The following is a 20,075-nucleotide window of genomic DNA, read 5'->3' as shown; positions in this document are numbered from 1 at the left end:
GTCTGGGCATTGATAATGCGCTATCAAATCCAATTTTGATAGTGCATTCATTGTAAGAGAATTTAAGGAAAATAATCTATGCCCGCCCTTTTCGCCTGTGCTTCCTGATCCTTCCGCTCGATATGATAGACCCGTTTTCCTCTTTTAAACAGGCTTCCGGTCTGGTGAAAGTGGAACGGAACGTCATATTCAACGCACTGCACTTTTGTGATGATGATCCATCCGTAGTCGCAGAGTCTGGCATCTTCGCCGGATTCGCCTCCGCAGGAAACACATTCGATCTGGTCGTGATATTTTTCCAGAAACTTTTCTATGTGGATTTCCTGCAGCATCGGCTCATGGATGATCTCCTTGTGCCGGATCGGAAGCTCCAGGAAGATCGGCAGGCGCGTGTCTGCCTCGTACTGATTTTCACAGGTGCAGCAGATATGGACGTTGTCATAGCCGTCTCCCCAGTCATCCGGAAGCCCTTCATAAAATCGCTCCGGACGTTTGGTGACAAAATAGAACTGCAGGTCTGAGCGGATCTTCATCATCTGCCAGGCTTCCGGCCGCCATTCATCGGCATCCGGATGGAAAAAGTCGGAAGTAAAGCAGGTCATGACCGTGCAGTCTTCTGGTTTCAGTTTATAGTTTCCGTGGCGATCTTTTTTCAGCGGTAGATTGAAAGATGCCGTCTTTTTCACGATCGAGGCATCTTTTCCGAATTCCGCATCGCGGCGGTATACATAGCAGTTTTTGCAGCCGGTGCTGCATCTGGTGCAGCCGTGCCATGGATTCCAGAGTGGCATTCACTGCCTCTTGTTCTCCCGTTCGTTCTGCGCTGCAGATCCCGGAGCATTCACTTTCTCCTGGTTGCTCTGCTCTGCAGATTCCAGCGGGAACAATTCGCTGACTGTCCTGTGATAATATGCCGCAAGACGAAGAGCTGTGTAGACATTCGGGTACTGCATGTTATTCTCATAACGGTAAAGCGTTTTCGTGTCTATCTGAGCAGCGGCGGCGGCTTTTTCCCGGGTGAGCCCGGCGCGGACGCGGCATTTTTTCAAATTGTTGGATGGAAGGGTATTCAATCCGGATCGTCCTCCTTTGGCCGATCATCATCTGATCTGATTTACGCGAACGCCGCAATAACGAGATAAAACCTGCGAAGCGAATTTTATCTCGTTTGTGATGCAACGCGTGCACAACACAGAAACCATGTGAACGATTCCGTTCACCATACAGAGAATTTCATTGTCCGCATACTCTGCCAAAGATACGGAAAGAATCCATTTCCGGATTGACAGGGATGGGGTCATATTTTTTATTCAGTGAGATCAGAAATGTACCGGTCTCATCACTGCGGTATTTTTTGATATACGCATTTCCATTCAGACTGAAGATGCCGATTTCCCCGTTCTCCAGAGTTTCCTGACTGTGAACGAAGATCATGTCATGATCATGATATTTCGGCTCCATGCTGTCACCGCTGATCGCGACACCGAAATCGGCACCGGCTGCCACGTTCTCATCCACATCGAACATTGTGTAAAATTCGGAATCCAGAAAATTACCTCTGCCGGCGGATACACGGGTCTCATAGACACGCAGCCGTTTTCTGTGCTGCGCCTGCGCGTCCGTAAAGGGGATCACCTCCGCACTTCCGGTTGTTTCTTTTGCGTAGCATACAGGGTGTACCAGAGAATCAATGTAGGCGAGTACCTTTGCTTTTCCCTCGTTGTTCAGCATGGCCATCGGATCGGAAGGATTGTTTCCGAAGAACGCTTCCACGCAGTCAGGGATTTGCAGGATCCGGCACAGGTAGAGAAATGTTCTGGCACCGGGATCGAGCTTTCCGTTTTCCCAGGCGGAGACGGTCCGGTTCGATACCTGGATGCCTTCAGCTGAGAGCTTCTCAGTCAATTCCATCTGCGTGATATTGGATTTTTTCCGGTACTCCGAAATGATCTTCCCAATGCTGTTCATAAACACCTCTTTCTGCGTCGGCGTGGATATTCATTTTTCCGACGGGCCTTTGTATCAATTTATTTGTATACAGAGTATCACCCTGTACTTTAAAAATCAATGGAAAATCCATATATAATGGAATAATATGGCTTATCCGACCATTTAAATCCATTATTAATGGAGTTATACTCGCCAGTAGAAAGAAAACATACCGGCGTATCTGTAGAGGCTGAATTTGCATCCCTGCGGAACCCGCCGGAGTAAACAGGGGGGTGAACAGCGTGTATTCATTGCATAGGGATCGGCAGACCGTTTACATGATCGAAAATCATCGGGAAGTGCGGAAGGCATATGTTGTCCGCAGAGAAAGCGACTTTACGGTCATTGAACTTATGAATGGTGCCATGATCCGTTTGAGGAACAGCAGATTGTTTGAATCCAGAGAAGATGCGGAAAAAGAACTGGAGAAGTGGCATATCAGGGATCTGTCCGTGACGGAACCGGAGATGCTCTGGGCTGCAGACCGCAGAAGTATGAGCCTGCGTGAAAGACTGGGGCCATATGCGTATCCGCATTAAGAAACTAGGAATCATCGGAATTCCGGATGATCAATAGAGAAATATAGCTGCTTACAGGTTTTGAAAATTAAGAAAAGGACAGGAATGTTTTTGATAAGTCATGGGCATCAAATTTCGCCTGGGAGGAGGTTTTTTCCCTTTCCAAATCCCAGTGGTGTCGTGACGGCTTCTGAATGGTGACAGATACAGGGCGAAAGGGGATAGAAGGTTGGATTACATTGATGCAAACAAGTACTATCTGAAACAGATCTGCGTAGTCAATAAAGTGGATCAGAAAGAAATGAAGAAATATGCGGGAATCATCTGGAAATGCAATGATGCGGTAAAGCCTTTCCACAGAGGGAGCATCGAAGTCAATGCATACCGGGATCAGCGGATGATCGCACTGCAGTATTTGCAGTATGACCGACATGATCTTGGCATGGTGGAACGGTCGGCTTCATACCTTGCGATGACCAACGATCTGAAATCCATGGTCCGGGATACGGTTTATAAGGTACAGGATGTATTTGGAATGGCAGCGGACCGTTATATGGCGATCTATGAAAAGTTTTTCGGTTTTATGGGGGACGAACTTCATCGGGATTTACTGAACGACTACAGCGAAGCAGCACTCTACAGGATAAGATCAGAGGCACTGATTGCATTTGGTATTGTTTTTGACGAGATTATCCTGCCGGCAGTAATCAGGGAAAGTGACTCGGAGGATTCGCCTGAAGCACGGGTTAAATTAGCTGCGGAAATATGATGAATGCAGCATAGAAATGAATAGACGTAGAAAGCATCGGTCAACTGCGGCCGGTGCTTTTTTTGTGTAATATTTTTTGTGTAATAAATGCAATAGCGAGAAAGGTTTGGGAATGATGTTATTTTCGCCGCGATGAAAAAATAAGAACAGCCATTCTATGAGAAAAAAGTGAAAAAAGGATGAGAAAACGCTGAGAAAAAGAATAGAGAACAGTACAATCCAGATTAAAAAGAAGAGAGATTCATGTGACTGCAACATGCGATCAACCTGACAATTTTGAACTCCAATTCCGGGTAACATGAAGTATGTAACAAACAGAGAGGAGACAGCGAAGGCGGCGCTTCCGCCCGTTAAAAAAAACGGGTGGTTCGCAGCCCCTTCATGCTGCCTCCTTTTTTACGCGTGCAGCCACCCGAGGGCAATGCCCGGAAAGGTGACAGCAATGAGCAGAAAGAACAGAAACCAGAAGAACAACGTCTATGTAGTTATCAACCTGATCACAGAGTATGGCTGTCCGCTGAATGGCTGCAGGTATGCGGTCGCTTCTTCGCTCGGAGAACAGCAGCTCCGCAGAAACTGCGCGAAAGAACTGACAGAATTTGAACCCTACATCTATCTGACGGATGAAATGGCAAAGGCGATTTTAGACGGCAGAAGAAATGTAACGAGGTGGAACATGGCGAATCTGCGCCATGAAAATTTCTGCGGATATGTGGATGGATTCACTTCGGGAGCGAATATCACCCGGACAGATGCAGCCAGGGATCCGGCTGAAATTCTGATCGAGAGAGAAGAGGCGGAAAAAAAGAAGGCTTTCAGCAAAAAAGTGTATGAAGCGCTGAACTCGCTCACGGAAACGCAGAGACGGCGTATTATCCGCAGATATTTTGAGGAGAAAACGCTGGGCGAGATCGCAAGAGAGGAGGGCGTTTCAATCACTACAGTTGAGAACATCCTCAAACGGGCACTTAATTCCATGAGAAAAATTCTGGATGAAGCGGAACCGGTAAAAAAATGAAAAATCTTCGGTAAAGGTGTCGTAAAAATGCCGTTTTCTGTGACTAAAGGTGAAAGGGTTCCGCCGGAAAGTTTTTCGGAGGACCCGATATTACATGAACACTGAAAACTGCATATCCATTTCATCAGATACATTGCTTCCATGGACGGGTCAAAACCTGTCAGCCGAATGGATCCTCGCGATGACTGCTGACCGCACGAGCGATAGAAGGAATTCTGAAATGCCGGACTGCAACCGGCAGGGCGATGACGCATGGGAGTGACAATGATACTTCTGTCTATTCACAGCTCGGGCGGTAAGACCGTCGCACGCAATGAGGGCAGCCGGGGAAGATCTCCGCGGGGGCAGATTTCGCTCATGGAACCGGTAAGCAGCCGGTCTTCTGATGGATTCCTGGAAGCCGGGCGTCGGGGACAAACAGGCTTGAACATGTAAGACAATGGAGACCGTCGGGATTTTCCGGCGGTCTGTACATATAAAGAAATGAGGTACAGCAGATGAAAGATCTTAGAGCAAAAGAATATCACCGGGGCGATGTCTTCATGGCAGATCTCGGTGATGGGTTGGGTTCAGAACAGGGAGGAAAACGGCCGGTTGTTATTCTTCAGAATAATACCGGCTGCTATTTTTCTCCGGCGGTTACGATTGTTCCGTTTACGGCAACAATCAAGAAGCCGGGTCTCGTGACGCATTACATCATGCGCAGAACATCGTTTCTGAAGAATTATTCCATGGCACTCGCGGAGCAGATCCGGACCATCGATAAGCACAGGCTTATCTCTTATATGGGAAGGATGAGCCCGAAGGATCTGGAAGGAATTGCAGAAGCGGTGGAGGCACATCTTGGATTCGATCTTCCGGATAGTATCGAAGCACCATAAAATCCGGAAAATGTCAAGGATACCGTTTCCTGAAATATAGCTGTTCCGTATCATTGCCGGATTTCTGATTTCCCTTTATTTTGAACTCAATGAAGGTTTCTTCAACAGAAACTGATTTGAGGTGATGATATGGGGAAGAACGGGAAAAGGCGGTGGCCGTCGGAAAAAATCCTGCAGCGTGATTATTGGAAGGCGGATCAGCTGGCTAAAATGACGGGCGCGACCGAATCGCAGATCAGACGGAATGTACTGAACAGCAGGATTCGGCATGTAACCATCAGAGGAGAATGCTACATATCCCAAAAAGCATTTATCAGATGGGTGAATAAACAGCCGCATTATTCGCTGGAAAGCGAAGAGATTATGGAAGAACGGCTCCGGACATCAATAAGTGTCAGGGAATTTGCAGATCTGCTGAAGGTGAGCAGAACGACGGCAGAGAATATCCTGAGGTCCGCAACAGGAAAACGGATGCTGAAGACATTCTGGGCCGCAAACAGGATACGGATCACCAAGATGAGCTTTTTTCAATGGCTTGCTGTTGACAGCAGGTTCGGAATGGCAAAGAAACCTGATCATGAAAAGCCGCCGGACTACAGGAAGGCAGGTGAATATCTGACAGATGAAGAAGCTGCATCGTTGGCAGGCGTTTCCGTCTCATGGATGGCGCAGCTGAGAAGAAGGGGAGAATTTCCTTCCGTTCGCGTTTCATATCACGTAGTAAAGATTCCGTCGGAGGAATTTTTCACCTGGCTGGCAGACCGCAAACAGCAGGAGATCCTTACGAAACTGAGGCGGGGCAGATTTCAGGCAGCAGATACATAGGAAGAGGGAATGAAAGATGGCATTTATCAAACAAAGAGGCAAAACATATTATGTGGTTTATAAATACCTGGACAAAGAAGGGAGAAGCAGGCAGAAGTGGGAGGCGTTTCCTTCAAAGTCGGCCGCGGAGAGACGTTTAAAAGAGGTCGATTATAAAAAGGCTGTAGGGACACTGGTCATCCCCGAGTGCAGGAAACTGGACGATCTTCTGCAGGAATATGTCGAATCACATGGGAAGGAACGCTGGTCTGTTTCAACATATCAGGCCAATCTCGGACTGATTAGGAATTATATTTCGCCGTATATTGGAAGGATGAATATCTCAGATATCAATACCCGTGTGATCGAGACATATTACAGGAAACTGCAGGCGCTGCCGCCTGAATGTACGGGATGCAGGTGCGGGCACATTACACCGAGCATGATCCGTGATATACATAAGCTCCTGAAAAGCTGTTTCAAAATGGCTGTTAAATGGGAACTTCTTGAACGAAATCCTGCGGAATATGCGGAAGTACCGAAATATCGTCCGAAAGAACGTGATATCTGGACGGCGGAAGAACTGTTTCATGCCATCGATGTGTGTGATGATGACGGCCTGAAGCTCTGCATGAACCTGGCCTTTGCATGTACAATGCGCATCAGCGAGATCCTTGGACTTACCTGGGACTGTATCGATATTACGGATGACGCTGTCAGGGAAGACAGAGCGTATCTGTACATCAACAAGCAGATCCAGCGGGTGAACAGAAGTGCGCTGGAAGCTCTCGACGACAAAGATGTGATAAAGAAGTTTGTTCCGGCAGATGAACATGCAAAATCGATAATTGTATTGAAAACACCTAAGACGCAGTCAAGTATCCGCAAGGTTTTTCTTCCGAAGACCGTGGCCGGGATGCTGAGCGAATGGAAAGCAAAACAGGAGGAACTGAAGGAGATACTTGGTTCAGAATATGAGGACAATAATCTCGTGATCTGTTCGGAATATGGCGGCCCTGTTGAGGAAAACGCCATAAAGAAGAAGTTTGATAAACTGATCAGGAAGAATGGTCTCCGGAAAGTTGTTTTTCACAGCATCCGCCATACAAGTATCACATACAAGCTCAGGCTGACCGGCGGAGATGTAAAGGCTGTTCAGGGAGATTCCGGACATGCACAGACCAGTATGGTCACAGATGTGTATTCCCACATTCTGGATGAGAACAGGATCAGGAATGCGGAAGAAGTTGAAGCCGCTTTCTATTCTGGAAAAGCACCGGAGCATCAAAAAAAGACTATTCCGGCAGACACCGAAGATAATATGAAGGTGATTGCTAACCTGCTCCAGAATAAGGAGCTGATGGCAGTGATCAAGACAATGATGGGTTAAAACTTTGAATAGTGCATTCTCCATTTTCAGCAGCGCAGCAGGATAGAAGTTTCGGCGCGAGTTGACATTCAGCCGGTGAAAAGCTAAGATATAGATACAGAAAAGGTGCCACCGGTAAACGGTTAGCCCTTTACGTTAGGAAAAAATAACCGCACGCTTTCTGAGGGCTGGGCGGTTATTTTTTTGACCTTTTTTCTATATCCTTACCAATCTGGTAACCAATTCCGAAGCAGGTAGCTCCAAGTGAAATAGCACCAATAAGTATTGATACAATATCCATTCACAGGCCCTCCTTTTTGGCTTTCGCCGATCTGGAGGGTAGGGCAAAAATTGCTTACCCTCCGAAATAAACAGGAGGGCCAACCGTCCACCGTCATGGTGACACCCACGACAGTATAACATATCAGAATTTCATTTACCCCATAAAGTTATGTAAATGTCAAGGATAGTAATCGTCGAAAAAAGCTGCCGTCGTATCATTGCCGGAATGTAGATTCTCCACTATGTTGAACTCAATAAATAAGTTTATTGGTCCAATATGAGGATTTGTAAAGGAGGGCAGATACTATGGCAGTAACAGAAGACAGACGAACATACACCATATATGAAATTCAGGATATTTTAAGAATTGGTCGTTCGACAGCATACCGCCTGGTGCATACAGGTGAATTTCGTAGTGTGCGGGTAGGCGGGTAGATAAGAATCGTGAAAAGCAACTTTGATGAATGGCTGGATCAGGATAATATCTGTCAGAACAATACTTCTTCTTCAGCAATTTCAGCTGACGAGAACGGTTCTTCAGATGATAATCATGTTAATGAGGAATCGGATAATCCTGTAGGTCAGATGGAAAGTGACGCAGCGGCTGATCGCAGTGACAATGCGGATGGTAGAAATCAGGGGTTAAGCATATCTGCAGATATCGCTATGCTGATTAAACTTATGAAGGACCCGGATGCAGTCAGAATATTAAAAATGCTGGCTGGGATGAATCAGTAATGCTAATTATGTCCATCCATCTTTTGCAAGAGCGTGGTAATAAGCCACCGTACTAGAAGAAATGTAAGATGAACACGGAGATATGTGCTATCAGACAACACTGTGATAGTGCATCTGATTAAGAAAGGAAATAATCTGATGGAAGATAATAAAAGAACATATACTGTAAAAGAGATACAGAAGATATTGGAAGTAAGCAAACCAACAGCATATCGAATCGTAGAAAGCGGAGCATTTCGTTCGATTAAAATTGGAGGCAGCATCAGGGTTTCAAAAAAGAGTTTTGATGAATGGCTTGACAATCTGGAGAATGGGGATGATTATACAAACAAGAAATGTAATTTACCCGAACCGGATCAGGAAAATCCAGGTGATTCTGATTTGAAAAGAACAGAATCAGTGAACGAGGAAGTTGGGAATAAAGAAGTCAGCGCCGATCAGGCAGCGGATGTTATGATGCTGTTGAGTTTAATGAGGAATCCGGAAACTGCAAAGTTACTGCGTAGTATGGCTATGAGATGATGCGGCATTTTATGGAGGGCGGCGGTCACTTATGCGAAAACCAGCAGCCGCTCTCCACAAAGTCGGCCGAAATAAGATGCCGCATTATTGCAACCCGTTTTCCACCGATACTGTGTTTTTTGGTGCTTTACTATAGCGAACGAATCAGAATAATGAAAAAGCTGAAACCAAGAAATATAGGATAATTCTTACCTTTTGTCATTGATGTTATGATTGATTAAAACTGAATAATGTTCCTCCTAAGCGGAAGGCCGGCGGTTCGAATCCGCCCAGGAACGCTAATTTGGAGGGCGGGGACCGAAAAAATCGGTTCCCGCTTCTTCTATCTCGTTTGAAGCCGTGTGATAATCCTCGATTAAAAGAACTGGTCTACCCGCTGATGATACAGACGTTTTCTGTTATGGTATCACGCAAGATACTATGTTAGAAAAATCTGCGTACTTGATATGAATTTGAAATACGGTACGATATAAATACCAGGAACAAAACAACGATCATGAATTACAAGAAGGGAAAAGAAAATGAAGAAGACGTTTGGAGCAAAAATTGGGTTTGTACCGTATGCGTCAGTTATTATCGGAACGTATGATGAGAATAACAACCCGGATGCTATGAATGTGGGCTGGGCTATGCAGGTTGGTTCAAAGGAAGTTGCAATCAACATTATCCAGCATAAGACTTTGGACAATTTGAAGATCAATAAGGCGTTTACGATGGCATTTGTGACCAAAGAGACTTTGGTGGCATCGGATTATGTTGGCCTTGTGTCTGCAGCCACGGTACCGGACAAAATCAAAAGATCCGGACTGACCTGTGTCAAATCCCCTTATGTAGATGCTCCGGAATTTGAAGAATATCCGATGACCTTCCATTGCGAGGTGATTTCGATCAAAGAGGAATTCGGTAATACCAGAATCGTGGGCAGAATCAAGGAAACTACCATTGATGATCAATATATCGGGAAGGATGGAATTCCTCAGGTTCGTAAAATGAATATTGTGTGGTTTGAAGATACAAGCAAAGATTACATTATGATGGGAGAAACTGCCGGTAAGGCTTTTTCTGTTGGAAAAACTCTGATGAAATAAAGCATTCGTATCAGTTCCGGATTGCACCAAAGGGAAATATCAACCAGAAAATGGAGAAGCGGTAATCGTTATGTGAGGGTCAGAAGTCTGTAAAGGCAAAGAAACAATGATCAGGCGTGAAGAGATATTCGAATATGTGAAAAAGAAATATGAAGTGGTGGAGGATTATCCTCTGCCAACCGCTTCGACTTTTCCGGTAATGAGACATCCAGACACCCGCAAGTGGTTTGCGATTATCATGGATGTTCCGAAGGATAAGCTGGGATTGACCGGACAACAGAGGGTGGATGTTATCAATGTAAAACTAAGTGATGCTCTGCTTGTGGATGTAGTGACGCGGCAGGACGGATATTTCAAAGGATATCATTTTAACCGTGGAAATTGGATCTCCATCCTTCTTGATGGAACGGTTCCTTTCGAAGATATCTGCAGATGGATTGATGAAAGCTTCCTCGTAACGGCTTCCAAACAGAGAAAGCAGGAGTATCGTCCACCAAAAGAATGGATTATTCCGGCGAATCCGAAGTATTACGATACAAAACACGCGTTTGATGAGAAAAGCGAAATAGACTGGAAGCAGGGGACAGGAATCAAAACGGGTGACATCGTGTTTATGTATGTAACCGCCCCGGTATCGGCTATTCTCTATAAATGTAGGGTTACGCGGACAAATATCCCTTATGACTATACGGATGATCATCTTACGATCAGATCAATCATGAAGATCGAACTTCTTGAGCGGTTTAAGCCGGACAGGTTCACATTTCATGTTTTGAAAAATGAATATGGCATTTATGCTGTCAGAGGGCCGAGAGGTGTGCCGTATTCTTTAAGCGAGGCGCTGAAAACCTACTGCGATGTATAGAAAGCGAGGCAGATGTAAAGCATTTCATAAAAACATATTTTCTGAATTGATAAAGAAGAGGGACTGATATGGCAGTGGCTTTTACGGTCACTGTCTTTTGCTTTATGCTGATTTAAAGCTAATCAGTGTTGCAGATAGCGTTGCGGGAAAACCCATAATTAAGGTATAAATACGATATTTACTGTGACATCGCTGCCTCTGAGTGCTCAGTCCGACGATTTATTTCAGTAAACAATTTGATAAATCGCTGCAAGGGGTGCTGTCAACCACTCCATGATGTAACGCCACTTTAGATAGCAGTATCTATTGGGGTTAAAGGTCGGAGACGTAAGTCGTTAGTACGACTGGGCAGTTACAAGCCCATGACCTTTAGGTCGTGGGTAGTTGACCTTATTTTCTTGCCAGGACCGTGATCCATGGTTTGCTTGGATGACGGTCTGTAGTGACCTCCGGGAATCCTGCCTGATTAAGTGCCCTTGCGATCTGCTCCGGGGTATAACAGGTCATGCCGTCGATAATATCCTCGAACTTCTTGCCAGCGGCATCTTTGCCGTCGGATTCGTTACAGATAAGGAAGAAGCCATCCGGTTTCAAAATATTCGCTATTTGCGCGAAACATTTTTCGAGCCCCGGCCAGAAGTAAATGGTCTCAAAGGCAGTGGCAAGATCATAGCTGTTTTCTTCAAACCGCAGGTTCGACACATCGCCCTGCTGCACCGTGCAGCGTCCTCTGGCTATCATCACTTTGTTATATTGTGCCGTTTTTTCCACGGAAAGAGGCGAGTAGTCGATCGCCGTCAGATGAGCATCCGGATAGCGTCTGAGCAGTTCTCCGGCGTTACGCCCCGCACCGCATCCCAGCTCAATAATTTCCTCTGGTGCAACTTCAGATAAATGATCCATGCCCCAGTCCGCCAGCTTCGCGTGACCGGAATTCATTGTGCTTAGCATGAATTTGCCCAGCAAACCTTCCGGCTTGCGCGTTTGACCCAAAAAGTCCTTCACCAACCCCATCGCTCAGCCCCTCCTTTTGGATATGCTGTCGTATTTGTTTTTCGATCCTTGTGAGCTCCGCTTATGCAAAATTTGTTTGATAAGCAATGCTCCGATTATCTTAAGAATACCATAGTTCAACACATCTAACAATTGATAAAGCAACATAACTTTGTAAAAAATTGGATCCAGCGCAGAAAAAGAAGAAGCGGAAGGTGCAACAAATAGTTTCCTGAAGCAGGAATATGGCTCCCAGGAGTGGCAAACGATTCTATCCTGATATTCCAGATAAAAAGCTTGACAGAATTAATGTAATAATATATATTACAACTAAAGAACGTAAATTGTAGGCGAAAAATTTTAACAGATGATGGTGAAGTAAGGTATACGAGGAGGAAAGTATATGGATGCTCAAAGCTGTCTTAATATTCTGTGGGGAATCAAGGATGTGGCCTTTGCCACGGTGAATGATGAGGGAAAACCGGAGGTCCGGATCATCGACGTGATGATCGTAGAGCAGGATAAGCTGTATTTTTGCACAGGGCGCGGAAAAGATTTTTACCGTCAGCTCCTGAAACACCCGGACGTTGCTGTCACCGGCCTCAACAAGGATTTTCAAATGGTCCGGCTGTCGGGTAAGGCAGAAAAACTTGCGGATCAGAGACAGTGGATTGACCGTATTTTCGAGGAAAATCCGGTGATGAACGGCGTGTATCCGGGAGAAAGCCGCTATATTCTGGAACCGTTCTGTATCAGCAAAGGAGAACTGGAATTCTTTGATCTCGGAAAAAGCCCGATTTATCGTGAAAGCTTTGTGTTTGGCGGGGAGGAAGTTTTGGATGAGGCGCTGCAGGAAAAAGGGAAAGAGGCAATAAGCTGTCGTGCACCGCGTGAAAAGGGTTTCCTGATCACCGACGCCTGTATCGGCTGCGGAAAGTGTATGCGCGGCTGTCCGCAGCAGTGCATTACGAAGGGAACACCATTCCTGATCCATCAGGAGAACTGCCTGCACTGCGGACTCTGCTTCGAGAACTGCCCGGTTCAGGCAATCGTGCACAGAGGAGAATAAGATGCTGAAGGATATTTGGATCTTACTAACCACAAGATGGGATTTTTTCGGAAAACTGCTCCTTGAGCATATCGAGATTTCGATCGCGGCAATTCTGATTGCCATTGTGTTCGGAGGACTTGTCGGGATTCTGATCAGTGAATATCAGAAAAGCGCGAAGCCGACACTTGGCGTCATTAACTTTCTCTATACCATACCCTCGATTTCGATGCTGGGTTTTCTGATCCCCTTTTCCGGAATCGGTAATGCGACGGCAGTGATTGCACTGACCATCTATGCGTTGCTCCCGATGGTGAGGAATACGTATACAGGCATGACCAACGTGGATCCTGCGATTCTGGAAGCGGGAAAAGGTATGGGCAGCACGAAGAAACAGATTCTGTTCCGTGTGCAGCTTCCGCTGGCGATGCCGGTGATTCTTTCCGGTATCCGGAACATGGTTACGATGACAATCGCTCTTGCAGGTATCGCGTCTTTCATCGGCGCCGGCGGTCTTGGCGTCGCGATCTACCGCGGCATTACAACGAATAATGCGGCAATGACGATTGCGGGCAGCCTTCTGATTGCCATTCTGGCCCTTATAGTGGATTTTCTTCTAGGCTTTGCAGAGAAGAGACTGAACTTGCATGGAAAGAAGGCAAAAAAACAAAACCGGATCATGGCTGTGACAGCTGTCGCTTTGATTGCCTGCCTGATTGCAGGCATTGCGATTCCCCGCCGGAGCAATAAGGTGATTCATCTGGCTACGAAGCCGATGACCGAGCAGTACATCCTCGGAGAGATGCTGAAAACGGTAATTGAACAGGATACGGATCTGACTGTAGATCTGACGCAGGGTGTCGGCGGCGGTACATCCAACATTGAACCGGCTATGGAGAGCGGGGAATTTGATCTCTATCCGGAATACACCGGAACCGGCTGGAACATGGTTTTGAAGCGGGACAGCCTGTATTCGGAGGATCAGTTCGAGAAACTGCAGAAAGAATATCTGGACAAGCTGAGTCTTACCTGGGATGTGATGCTGGGCTTCAACGATACCTACGGCATTGCAGTCCGGAAAGAGATTGCGGAACAGTATGGACTTAAGACTTATTCCGACCTGCAGAAAGTCAACGGAAAGCTGGTTTTCGGAGCTGAGTACGATTTCTTTGAGCGGCAGGACGGCTATGACAAGCTCTGCAGCACCTACGGACTTACTTTCAAATCGACCATCGACATGGACATGGGATTGAAATATCAGGCAATAAACAGCGGAAAGATCGATATCATGCCTGTGAATACAACAGACGGGCAGCTTTCCCAGGCGAATGTCACAGTGCTTCATGACGACAAACAAATGTATCCGTCCTATCAGTGCGGTATCGTCGTTCGTCAGGAGATTCTTGACAAGTATCCGGAGCTTCAAACAGCACTGCAGAAATTTGACAAAATTCTGACAGAATCCGATATGCAGGAAATGAATTACAAAGTAGAAACGGAAAAGAAGGAGCCTGCAGATGTGGCGAAGGCATTTCTGACGGAGAAGGGGCTGGTGAAATGAAAATGAATATAGCAATTGAGTTCCGGCATGTCCGGAAATCGTACGGGGATACCGTCATTATCCCGGATTTAAATCTTAAAATCGGTAAAGGCGAATTTATCACCATCGTCGGTTCCTCCGGATGTGGCAAAACAACGGCACTGAAAATGATCAATGGTCTGATTCAGCCGACGAGCGGTGACATTCTGGTCGATGGAGAAAATATCCGGAACAAGGATCTGATTGCGCTGCGCCGCAGGATCGGCTACGCAATTCAGGGAAGTGTTCTATTTCCCAATATGACGGTAGAGCAGAATATCTCTTATGTTCCGAGCCTTCTGAATAAGAAGGATAAAGAAAGGACAGCAAAGGCAGTGGACAAATGGATGCAGATCATCGGACTGGATCCATCTATGAAGGAGCGCTACCCCTCAGAGCTTTCCGGCGGACAGCAGCAGAGGGTCGGGATTGCCAGAGCGCTTGCGGCCTCTCCGGATATTATGCTTATGGATGAGCCCTTTGGCGCGGTGGATGCGATTACCAGGGAACAGCTCCAGAAGGAGCTGAAGGAGATTCATAAGAAAACAGGAATCACGATTCTCTTTGTCACGCATGACATTGAAGAAGCCTTGAATCTCGGTACAAAGGTACTGGTGATGGATCACGGAGAAATCCAGCAGTTCGGGATGCCGAAGGAATTGCTCGAGAAACCGGCGACAGATTTTGTGAAGAAGCTGGTCGAGAAACAGCGCAGGATGTGCTTCCTTCCGGAAGGGAAGTTGAAGGACTGCGAGTACTGCGGCGCGGCATGCGGAGAAGTCGCAGGCTGAGACGGCGGAAAAAAGTTTTCCTTATATTATGGGAGGAGCACCTGATGTATTTTTTTAATCCAGATAGGATCATGACAGATGATTCGAAAATGAGCTTTGATCAAAAAATTTCTGTGCTGCAGGAACAGCTTGCAAACGCGGATGCGGTTGTGATCGGAGCGGGGAGCGGTCTTTCGACTGCGGCAGGATATACCTACTCGGGAGAACGATTCGAGAAATATTTTGCCGATTTTGAGAGAAAATATGGGTTTCGGGATATGTATTCCGGAGGTTTCTATCCGTATCAGACGATGGAAGAATTCTGGGGATACTGGTGCAGGAATATCTGGATCAACCGGTACGCACCAATCCCGTCAGATCTCTACGGGCGGCTGCTTGCACTGGTAAAGGATAAAGATTATTTTGTCCTGACGACCAATGTGGATCATTGCTTTCAGAGGAGCGGTTTCGATAAGAAGCGCCTTTTCTATACACAGGGTGATTATGGCTTGTTCCAGAGCAGTTCCCCTGGCAAAGAGGCGAAGAAAAGGACCTACGATAACTACGAGGTCATCCGCAGGATGATCCTTTCGGAAGGATATCAGATCGAAAAGAATGGAGAACTGATTGTCCCGAAGGATACAAAGGTCAGAATGACGGTGCCGTCTGATCTTGTTCCGGTATGTCCGGATGATGGAAAGTTGATGACTACGAATCTTCGTTGCGACGACAGCTTTGTGGAGGATGAGGGCTGGCATCAGGCAGCGGAGCGGTATCAGGAATTCCTGCGCCGGCACGAACGGCTTCGCGTTCTGTATCTGGAACTCGGGGTCGGCATGAATACGCCTGTCATCATAAAATTTCCATTCTGGGAATACACAAAGAAGAATCCGAATGCCTTCTATGCATGCGTAAACCTGGGCGAAGCTGGCTGCAGCCGAGAGATCGTGAAGAGGAGTGTCTGCATTGATAAGGGAATCGGAGAAGTTTTGAATATGCTTGACATACAGACTTAATTTGTTAATCTGACGAGGTCAGATTTCCGGTTACAGGAGGAAGATGATATGAATGATAATGAACAGATGGACAAACTTCATTTTCTGATTAAGTGTCTGGAAGCAGAAATGCCGGAGTATGCGGGATATGCTCTTCCAGATGACCCGAAGCAGGCATTTGATCTGTATCGGGCGCTCTGCAATGTCCGTATGCCGTCGGGGGATACCGGGCATACATTACCGGATGATTTTTATACGGTGCAGTCGGAAGTCTTAAAAGGCATCACCGTGGAAAAGGGAATCACTGAGGCGGCGGACCTGCCGCCGGCCGGGCTGGATCATCGTCTTTTTCTATGGCAGGGTGATATCACAACGCTTAAGGCCGATGCGATTGTGAATGCTGCCAATTCCCAGATGCTCGGGTGCTTCTCTCCGCTACATGGCTGCATAGACAACATGATTCACACCATGGCAGGTGTGGAACTGCGGGAAAAGTGTTATCAGATCATGAAAGAGCAGGGACATGAGGAGCCCACTGGCGAGGGAAAGATCACGCCGGGCTATAATCTCCCCGCGCGCTATGTGATTCATACGGTTGGACCGATTGTGTCCGGTTGGCTCACGGGGAAGGATAAGGAACTGCTGGCCTCCTGCTATCGGTCGGTTCTTTCCACAGCTTCCGGTCATCAGCTGGAATCTGTTGCGTTTTGCTGCATATCCACCGGCGTTTTCCATTTTCCGCAGGACAAGGCGGCAGAAATTGCCGTGAGTACGGTAAGAGGCTGGCTTGATGAACATCCGGAGACCTCCGTGCATCGTGTCATTTTTAATGTGTTTAAGGAGAGCGACCGTGAAATTTACCGGGAGATTTTATATCCATCGGGTACAAATGCCCGGGCGGGGCAAAATCAAAAGTGATGTAATATACGATAAAGGGAGAGGTTTTGTGCAGAGGTCAACGAGAGGTACGATAGAGGGAGAGGCTTTGTGCAGAGGTCGACAAGAGGTACGTTAGAGGGAGAGTCTTTGTGCAGATATCAACGAGAAAAACGATAGAGGGGGAAATTTTATGCAGATATCAACGAAATTTACAATAGCGATTCACATCCTGGCGGCGGTGGAATATTTTGGCAAAGAGGAAAAGGTGACCAGTGATTTTCTTGCGTCAAGCATTGGGAGCAACCCGGTGATCATCCGTAATCTTATGTCGGATCTCAAAAATGCCGGGCTGATTGAAATCAAGAGGGGTCCGGGAGGCATTGCGATCACAAGATCACTGGATCAGATTACATTTTATGATGTGTATGAAGCTGTGGAGAAGAACAAGGAAGATCTCTTCCACTTCCATGACAATACGAATCCTCTGTGCCCGGTCGGCAGAAATATCCACGCCGCGCTGTATGGCAAATTGCAGGATGTTCAGAAAGATTTTGAAGAAAGCCTGAAAAAGCATAGGCTCAGTGATGTGATCTCTGATCTCTACAAAGAAATAGAGATGGAGGAGGCAGAATGATTAAACCGATAGTAAAAGATGTATTTTTCCTCGGACAGAAATCTGAGGCAGCAACGAGGCAGGATCTGTCCGTCGGACAGGATCTCATGGATACCCTGCAGGCGAACCAGGATCACTGCGTCGGCATGGCGGCAAATATGATTGGAGTGAAGAAAAGAATCATCATTGTCAACATGGGCTTCATGAATGTCGTGATGTATAACCCTGTCATTGTGAAAAAAGACACACCGTATGAGACGGAAGAAGGCTGTCTGTCGCTGCCCGGCGTACGGAAGACCATGCGGTATCAGAATATCGAAGTCGAATACTATGACAGCAGCTGGAAGAAGCGCCGCCAGAGCTGTTCCGGGTGGACGGCACAGATCATCCAGCATGAGTGTGACCATCTCGCGGGGGTTATTATATGAGTGCGCCGGAATCATGGAAAGCGGCTTATCGAGAGCTGCTGGACACAATCATTCGTATGGGCTACCCGGAGGAATTCGGCAAGGCAATCGCGAAGAATCTCGGATCAGAAAAGACCATGCGCCGCATGACGGCATATCTGTATGCCGCAAAGCCGCGGACGGCGGAGGAAATCGCTGATGAGATGCTGGCGATCATGAGCGACCGTGAGCGGTGGATCGCGAAGAAAGAGGCGGAGACAGCCAACGCCAGATATAATGAGTTTCTTAACTATGGATTCGGTGAAGGTGACGAAGATGATTGATTGCATGTGATGCCGCTGCACAATATGAAATTTATCCTGATGAATCTTTTGGACGAAGGGGCAATTTCTGCCACGGATTTTGACGGATTCAGTGAGGAATTGAGGGGTGCGCTGCTCACTTACATGGAACTCAGAGACCGCAGAAAAAAGTGAGAGGGTATTGCCATTTGTTAATGTGTAGCAGCAGAGAAAAAGAGTGCAAGGTCAAAAATAAGAGTGCAGGGCTTTAGACGATTATACAGTGGGAATCAGCATGCAGACCGTTCCGTTACCGTATTGCCGGAAGTTGTGCCGCCGAAGTAGTAGCGAAAGCCGGAGCCGTTCGTTGAATCCCTGGGCTTATCTCTTGTAAATAGCTTCAAAAATACTCTCATCTGATTTCTCCTAAAAATGACATAAGAAAAGCACCGATCCGTGATATGGATTGGTGCTGGTAAAAGTACTTATTCGTTATCATTTGTGGCATTCAGTATAATATCAAGCATTTGCCTTGGAGTTACTATATATGGTTTTATAGGAAAATGCTTGATATTTCCGGTTACGAGATATGCATCTTCATCTTTTCTGGCCTGCATCGTAACTTCGTAGAACACTCTGTCTTTCGAATCCGGAAGATCAATATCCAGGTGTTCTTCAGAAATATCCAGTGCATGAGAAACAAACTCATCGATGATATCTTGGACAATTTTCTCTGTAAGATGAAACTTCGGTCGTAAAAGAACAGAACGGTATTCTTCAAGAATTTCTTTATTTACCAGAGGAACAATTACGTTATTGAATGTCAGGTTTACTATGCTTCCGGGGACGGATTTCCATTTAAGTGCTGCAGAAACCAGAACGTTGGTATCAATCACTGCAAAATATTTCACAGACACCTCACTTTCTGGCTTCTGCTATTTCGGCATTGATTTCATCAAGCGTCATATCCGAGATACCATTTTCTTCCGCAATCCGGCTGGCACGCTTCATAGCAGAGACGCCCTTGTTTTCAGATGCCTCATCAATTTTCATGCTGAAAGGGATGCCCCGATCTCTGACCAGTCTGGAGACACACATTCTCAGATAGGATGGCATGTCCAGACCCAGCTGATCTAAAATTTGAGTTGCCTCGGTTCGCTCGGTTTCGTCTGTACGGAATTGAACAAGTGTGTTTGCCATAAGAACACCTCCTTTTCTGATTTCATACTAGCACAAAGCAAATACAAATGCAATCATATGATTACAAAAATAGAATTCCCCGGTCATCGTAAATCGATTCGCCGCTGTCATTTCCGCAGCGGATCGCCCGGTTAAGCCCCATGATCATGGCGACCGCGCCGTCGATTTTCTCCTTTGATTGTAAGCGGTAAACCGCCAGTACCTTATTAAAAAATACAGCTGCCATTTCTGGCAGCTGCAAGTTGCTAGTTAAGTTGTTTCCTGCATTCCGCCGGTAGATCCTGAGACCAAGGTTCGAGCTTTTTCAGGAAGGTTCTATCTGTGTCTTCCATATGCTTTGGAATCTCTGTCAGGAGTAATTCGAAGTATCGGAACGGATTCAGATGGTTTGCTTTCGCCGTTTCAGCAATGCTGTAAATGATAGCGCTCGCTTTTGCCCCGGCAATCGTGTCAATCATCAGCCAGTT

Annotated in this window: 28 protein-coding genes; 19 read left to right on the top strand and 9 right to left on the bottom strand. The window is 46.5% G+C overall.

Annotation, left to right across the window (positions count from 1 at the left end; genetic code table 11):
* Positions 1–62 precede the first annotated feature (62 nt).
* The 3 genes from ACTQZS_RS07200 to ACTQZS_RS07190 form a co-directional block, all read right to left on the bottom strand.
* Positions 63–791 carry a DUF5131 family protein gene (locus ACTQZS_RS07200; RefSeq protein WP_441475217.1) on the bottom strand — a complete coding sequence of 243 codons (729 nt, stop codon included), beginning with the start codon at positions 789–791 and terminating at the stop codon, positions 63–65.
* On the bottom strand, positions 792–1,073 hold the full coding sequence (locus tag ACTQZS_RS07195; RefSeq protein WP_441475216.1) for a helix-turn-helix transcriptional regulator: 282 nt from the start codon (positions 1,071–1,073) through the stop codon (positions 792–794).
* A gap of 160 nt (positions 1,074–1,233) precedes the next feature.
* A complete protein-coding gene (locus ACTQZS_RS07190) occupies positions 1,234–1,968 on the bottom strand; it encodes a S24 family peptidase (RefSeq protein ID WP_441475215.1) in 735 nt (244 codons plus the stop codon).
* 299 nt (positions 1,969–2,267) lie between these two features.
* Between ACTQZS_RS07190 and ACTQZS_RS07185 the strand changes: the two genes are divergently transcribed.
* From ACTQZS_RS07185 to ACTQZS_RS07135, 11 genes are all read left to right on the top strand, one after another.
* On the top strand, positions 2,268–2,528 hold the full coding sequence (locus ACTQZS_RS07185) for a hypothetical protein (protein WP_441475214.1): 261 nt from the start codon (positions 2,268–2,270) through the stop codon (positions 2,526–2,528).
* Positions 2,529–2,736: 208 nt separating this feature from the next.
* Positions 2,737–3,276, top strand: a complete 540-nt coding sequence (locus tag ACTQZS_RS07180; RefSeq protein ID WP_441475213.1) for a hypothetical protein — start codon at positions 2,737–2,739, stop codon at positions 3,274–3,276.
* A 442-nt stretch (positions 3,277–3,718) separates the two neighbouring features.
* Entirely contained in the window at positions 3,719–4,294 is a 576-nt protein-coding gene (locus ACTQZS_RS07175; RefSeq protein ID WP_441475212.1) for an RNA polymerase sigma factor, read from the top strand.
* Between the two features lie 497 nt (positions 4,295–4,791).
* Positions 4,792–5,175, top strand: coding sequence for a type II toxin-antitoxin system PemK/MazF family toxin (locus tag ACTQZS_RS07170; RefSeq protein ID WP_441475211.1), 384 nt, complete (start codon positions 4,792–4,794; stop codon positions 5,173–5,175).
* A gap of 129 nt (positions 5,176–5,304) precedes the next feature.
* On the top strand, positions 5,305–6,000 hold the full coding sequence (locus tag ACTQZS_RS07165; RefSeq protein ID WP_441475210.1) for a helix-turn-helix domain-containing protein: 696 nt from the start codon (positions 5,305–5,307) through the stop codon (positions 5,998–6,000).
* A gap of 16 nt (positions 6,001–6,016) precedes the next feature.
* Positions 6,017–7,369, top strand: coding sequence for a site-specific integrase (locus ACTQZS_RS07160; RefSeq protein WP_441475209.1), 1,353 nt, complete (start codon positions 6,017–6,019; stop codon positions 7,367–7,369).
* A gap of 567 nt (positions 7,370–7,936) precedes the next feature.
* Entirely contained in the window at positions 7,937–8,065 is a 129-nt protein-coding gene (locus tag ACTQZS_RS07155; RefSeq protein ID WP_441475208.1) for a helix-turn-helix transcriptional regulator, read from the top strand.
* A 9-nt stretch (positions 8,066–8,074) separates the two neighbouring features.
* Positions 8,075–8,368 (top strand): hypothetical protein, encoded by a 294-nt coding sequence (locus ACTQZS_RS07150; RefSeq protein WP_441475207.1) that lies wholly within the window; start codon positions 8,075–8,077, stop codon positions 8,366–8,368.
* Between the two features lie 138 nt (positions 8,369–8,506).
* On the top strand, positions 8,507–8,890 hold the full coding sequence (locus ACTQZS_RS07145; RefSeq protein ID WP_441475206.1) for a helix-turn-helix domain-containing protein: 384 nt from the start codon (positions 8,507–8,509) through the stop codon (positions 8,888–8,890).
* 521 nt (positions 8,891–9,411) lie between these two features.
* The gene (locus ACTQZS_RS07140) at positions 9,412–9,978 is read left to right on the top strand and encodes a flavin reductase family protein (protein WP_441475205.1); all 567 of its coding nucleotides are present in this window, start codon (positions 9,412–9,414) and stop codon (positions 9,976–9,978) included.
* A gap of 136 nt (positions 9,979–10,114) precedes the next feature.
* Positions 10,115–10,843: an MmcQ/YjbR family DNA-binding protein gene (locus tag ACTQZS_RS07135; RefSeq protein WP_441475204.1), complete on the top strand. Its 729-nt coding sequence runs from the start codon at positions 10,115–10,117 to the stop codon at positions 10,841–10,843.
* 390 nt (positions 10,844–11,233) lie between these two features.
* Here ACTQZS_RS07135 and ACTQZS_RS07130 read toward each other — a convergent pair whose 3' ends face one another.
* On the bottom strand, positions 11,234–11,857 hold the full coding sequence (locus tag ACTQZS_RS07130; RefSeq protein ID WP_441475203.1) for a class I SAM-dependent DNA methyltransferase: 624 nt from the start codon (positions 11,855–11,857) through the stop codon (positions 11,234–11,236).
* 382 nt (positions 11,858–12,239) lie between these two features.
* Between ACTQZS_RS07130 and ACTQZS_RS07125 the strand changes: the two genes are divergently transcribed.
* The 8 genes from ACTQZS_RS07125 to ACTQZS_RS07090 all read left to right on the top strand — a co-directional run bounded on the left by ACTQZS_RS07125 (position 12,240) and on the right by ACTQZS_RS07090 (position 18,450).
* Positions 12,240–12,905 carry a 4Fe-4S binding protein gene (locus ACTQZS_RS07125; RefSeq protein WP_441475202.1) on the top strand — a complete coding sequence of 222 codons (666 nt, stop codon included), beginning with the start codon at positions 12,240–12,242 and terminating at the stop codon, positions 12,903–12,905.
* A 1-nt stretch (position 12,906) separates the two neighbouring features.
* Positions 12,907–14,445, top strand: coding sequence for an ABC transporter permease/substrate-binding protein (locus ACTQZS_RS07120; protein ID WP_441475201.1), 1,539 nt, complete (start codon positions 12,907–12,909; stop codon positions 14,443–14,445).
* 2 nt (positions 14,446–14,447) lie between these two features.
* On the top strand, positions 14,448–15,254 hold the full coding sequence (locus ACTQZS_RS07115; protein ID WP_441475316.1) for an ABC transporter ATP-binding protein: 807 nt from the start codon (positions 14,448–14,450) through the stop codon (positions 15,252–15,254).
* A 44-nt stretch (positions 15,255–15,298) separates the two neighbouring features.
* Positions 15,299–16,249, top strand: a complete 951-nt coding sequence (locus tag ACTQZS_RS07110; protein ID WP_441475200.1) for an SIR2 family NAD-dependent protein deacylase — start codon at positions 15,299–15,301, stop codon at positions 16,247–16,249.
* 48 nt (positions 16,250–16,297) lie between these two features.
* Positions 16,298–17,146, top strand: coding sequence for a protein-ADP-ribose hydrolase (locus ACTQZS_RS07105; protein WP_441475199.1), 849 nt, complete (start codon positions 16,298–16,300; stop codon positions 17,144–17,146).
* 151 nt (positions 17,147–17,297) lie between these two features.
* Positions 17,298–17,741 (top strand): Rrf2 family transcriptional regulator, encoded by a 444-nt coding sequence (locus ACTQZS_RS07100; protein WP_441475198.1) that lies wholly within the window; start codon positions 17,298–17,300, stop codon positions 17,739–17,741.
* On the top strand, positions 17,738–18,148 hold the full coding sequence (locus ACTQZS_RS07095; protein WP_441475197.1) for a peptide deformylase: 411 nt from the start codon (positions 17,738–17,740) through the stop codon (positions 18,146–18,148). Before ACTQZS_RS07100 ends, ACTQZS_RS07095 begins: the two co-directional genes overlap by 4 nt.
* The gene (locus ACTQZS_RS07090; RefSeq protein WP_441475196.1) at positions 18,145–18,450 is read left to right on the top strand and encodes a hypothetical protein; all 306 of its coding nucleotides are present in this window, start codon (positions 18,145–18,147) and stop codon (positions 18,448–18,450) included. Before ACTQZS_RS07095 ends, ACTQZS_RS07090 begins: the two co-directional genes overlap by 4 nt.
* Positions 18,451–18,698: 248 nt before the next feature.
* Here ACTQZS_RS07090 and ACTQZS_RS07085 read toward each other — a convergent pair whose 3' ends face one another.
* The 5 genes from ACTQZS_RS07085 to ACTQZS_RS07065 all read right to left on the bottom strand — a co-directional run.
* Complete coding sequence (locus tag ACTQZS_RS07085) at positions 18,699–18,824, bottom strand: hypothetical protein (RefSeq protein WP_441099405.1); 126 nt, start codon at positions 18,822–18,824, stop codon at positions 18,699–18,701.
* A gap of 69 nt (positions 18,825–18,893) precedes the next feature.
* The gene (locus ACTQZS_RS07080; protein ID WP_441475195.1) at positions 18,894–19,319 is read right to left on the bottom strand and encodes a putative toxin-antitoxin system toxin component, PIN family; all 426 of its coding nucleotides are present in this window, start codon (positions 19,317–19,319) and stop codon (positions 18,894–18,896) included.
* A 7-nt stretch (positions 19,320–19,326) separates the two neighbouring features.
* Complete coding sequence (locus tag ACTQZS_RS07075; protein WP_441099407.1) at positions 19,327–19,608, bottom strand: type II toxin-antitoxin system RelB/DinJ family antitoxin; 282 nt, start codon at positions 19,606–19,608, stop codon at positions 19,327–19,329.
* A 61-nt stretch (positions 19,609–19,669) separates the two neighbouring features.
* Entirely contained in the window at positions 19,670–19,834 is a 165-nt protein-coding gene (locus ACTQZS_RS07070; protein WP_441475320.1) for a hypothetical protein, read from the bottom strand.
* 19 nt (positions 19,835–19,853) lie between these two features.
* Positions 19,854–20,075 (bottom strand): transposase domain-containing protein (locus tag ACTQZS_RS07065; protein WP_441475194.1); only part of this gene is annotated, 222 nt, incomplete at its 5' end.

The sequence above is a fragment of the Bilifractor sp. LCP19S3_H10 genome (genome assembly GCF_052119185.1).
In the GTDB taxonomy this organism is placed as follows: domain Bacteria; phylum Bacillota; class Clostridia; order Lachnospirales; family Lachnospiraceae; genus Bilifractor.
Note: the sequence above shows the minus strand (reverse complement) of the source record. Positions and strands in the feature narration are given on the sequence as shown.

Excerpts from the sequence above, each read along its gene's own strand:
- ACTQZS_RS07200 (WP_441475217.1), bottom strand. The coding sequence starts at position 791 with ATGCCACTCTGGAATCCATGGCACGGCTGCACCAGATGCAGCACCGGC.
- ACTQZS_RS07190 (WP_441475215.1), bottom strand. The coding sequence starts at position 1,968 with ATGAACAGCATTGGGAAGATCATTTCGGAGTACCGGAAAAAATCCAAT.
- ACTQZS_RS07185 (WP_441475214.1), top strand. The coding sequence starts at position 2,268 with ATGATCGAAAATCATCGGGAAGTGCGGAAGGCATATGTTGTCCGCAGA.
- ACTQZS_RS07175 (WP_441475212.1), top strand. The coding sequence starts at position 3,719 with ATGAGCAGAAAGAACAGAAACCAGAAGAACAACGTCTATGTAGTTATC.
- ACTQZS_RS07170 (WP_441475211.1), top strand. The coding sequence starts at position 4,792 with ATGAAAGATCTTAGAGCAAAAGAATATCACCGGGGCGATGTCTTCATG.
- ACTQZS_RS07165 (WP_441475210.1), top strand. The coding sequence starts at position 5,305 with ATGGGGAAGAACGGGAAAAGGCGGTGGCCGTCGGAAAAAATCCTGCAG.
- ACTQZS_RS07160 (WP_441475209.1), top strand. The coding sequence starts at position 6,017 with ATGGCATTTATCAAACAAAGAGGCAAAACATATTATGTGGTTTATAAA.
- ACTQZS_RS07155 (WP_441475208.1), top strand. The coding sequence starts at position 7,937 with ATGGCAGTAACAGAAGACAGACGAACATACACCATATATGAAATTCAG.
- ACTQZS_RS07145 (WP_441475206.1), top strand. The coding sequence starts at position 8,507 with ATGGAAGATAATAAAAGAACATATACTGTAAAAGAGATACAGAAGATA.
- ACTQZS_RS07140 (WP_441475205.1), top strand. The coding sequence starts at position 9,412 with ATGAAGAAGACGTTTGGAGCAAAAATTGGGTTTGTACCGTATGCGTCA.
- ACTQZS_RS07130 (WP_441475203.1), bottom strand. The coding sequence starts at position 11,857 with ATGGGGTTGGTGAAGGACTTTTTGGGTCAAACGCGCAAGCCGGAAGGT.
- ACTQZS_RS07125 (WP_441475202.1), top strand. The coding sequence starts at position 12,240 with ATGGATGCTCAAAGCTGTCTTAATATTCTGTGGGGAATCAAGGATGTG.
- ACTQZS_RS07120 (WP_441475201.1), top strand. The coding sequence starts at position 12,907 with ATGCTGAAGGATATTTGGATCTTACTAACCACAAGATGGGATTTTTTC.
- ACTQZS_RS07115 (WP_441475316.1), top strand. The coding sequence starts at position 14,448 with ATGAATATAGCAATTGAGTTCCGGCATGTCCGGAAATCGTACGGGGAT.
- ACTQZS_RS07110 (WP_441475200.1), top strand. The coding sequence starts at position 15,299 with ATGTATTTTTTTAATCCAGATAGGATCATGACAGATGATTCGAAAATG.
- ACTQZS_RS07105 (WP_441475199.1), top strand. The coding sequence starts at position 16,298 with ATGAATGATAATGAACAGATGGACAAACTTCATTTTCTGATTAAGTGT.
- ACTQZS_RS07100 (WP_441475198.1), top strand. The coding sequence starts at position 17,298 with ATGCAGATATCAACGAAATTTACAATAGCGATTCACATCCTGGCGGCG.
- ACTQZS_RS07095 (WP_441475197.1), top strand. The coding sequence starts at position 17,738 with ATGATTAAACCGATAGTAAAAGATGTATTTTTCCTCGGACAGAAATCT.
- ACTQZS_RS07090 (WP_441475196.1), top strand. The coding sequence starts at position 18,145 with ATGAGTGCGCCGGAATCATGGAAAGCGGCTTATCGAGAGCTGCTGGAC.
- ACTQZS_RS07085 (WP_441099405.1), bottom strand. The coding sequence starts at position 18,824 with ATGAGAGTATTTTTGAAGCTATTTACAAGAGATAAGCCCAGGGATTCA.
- ACTQZS_RS07075 (WP_441099407.1), bottom strand. The coding sequence starts at position 19,608 with ATGGCAAACACACTTGTTCAATTCCGTACAGACGAAACCGAGCGAACC.
- ACTQZS_RS07070 (WP_441475320.1), bottom strand. The coding sequence starts at position 19,834 with ATGGCAGCTGTATTTTTTAATAAGGTACTGGCGGTTTACCGCTTACAA.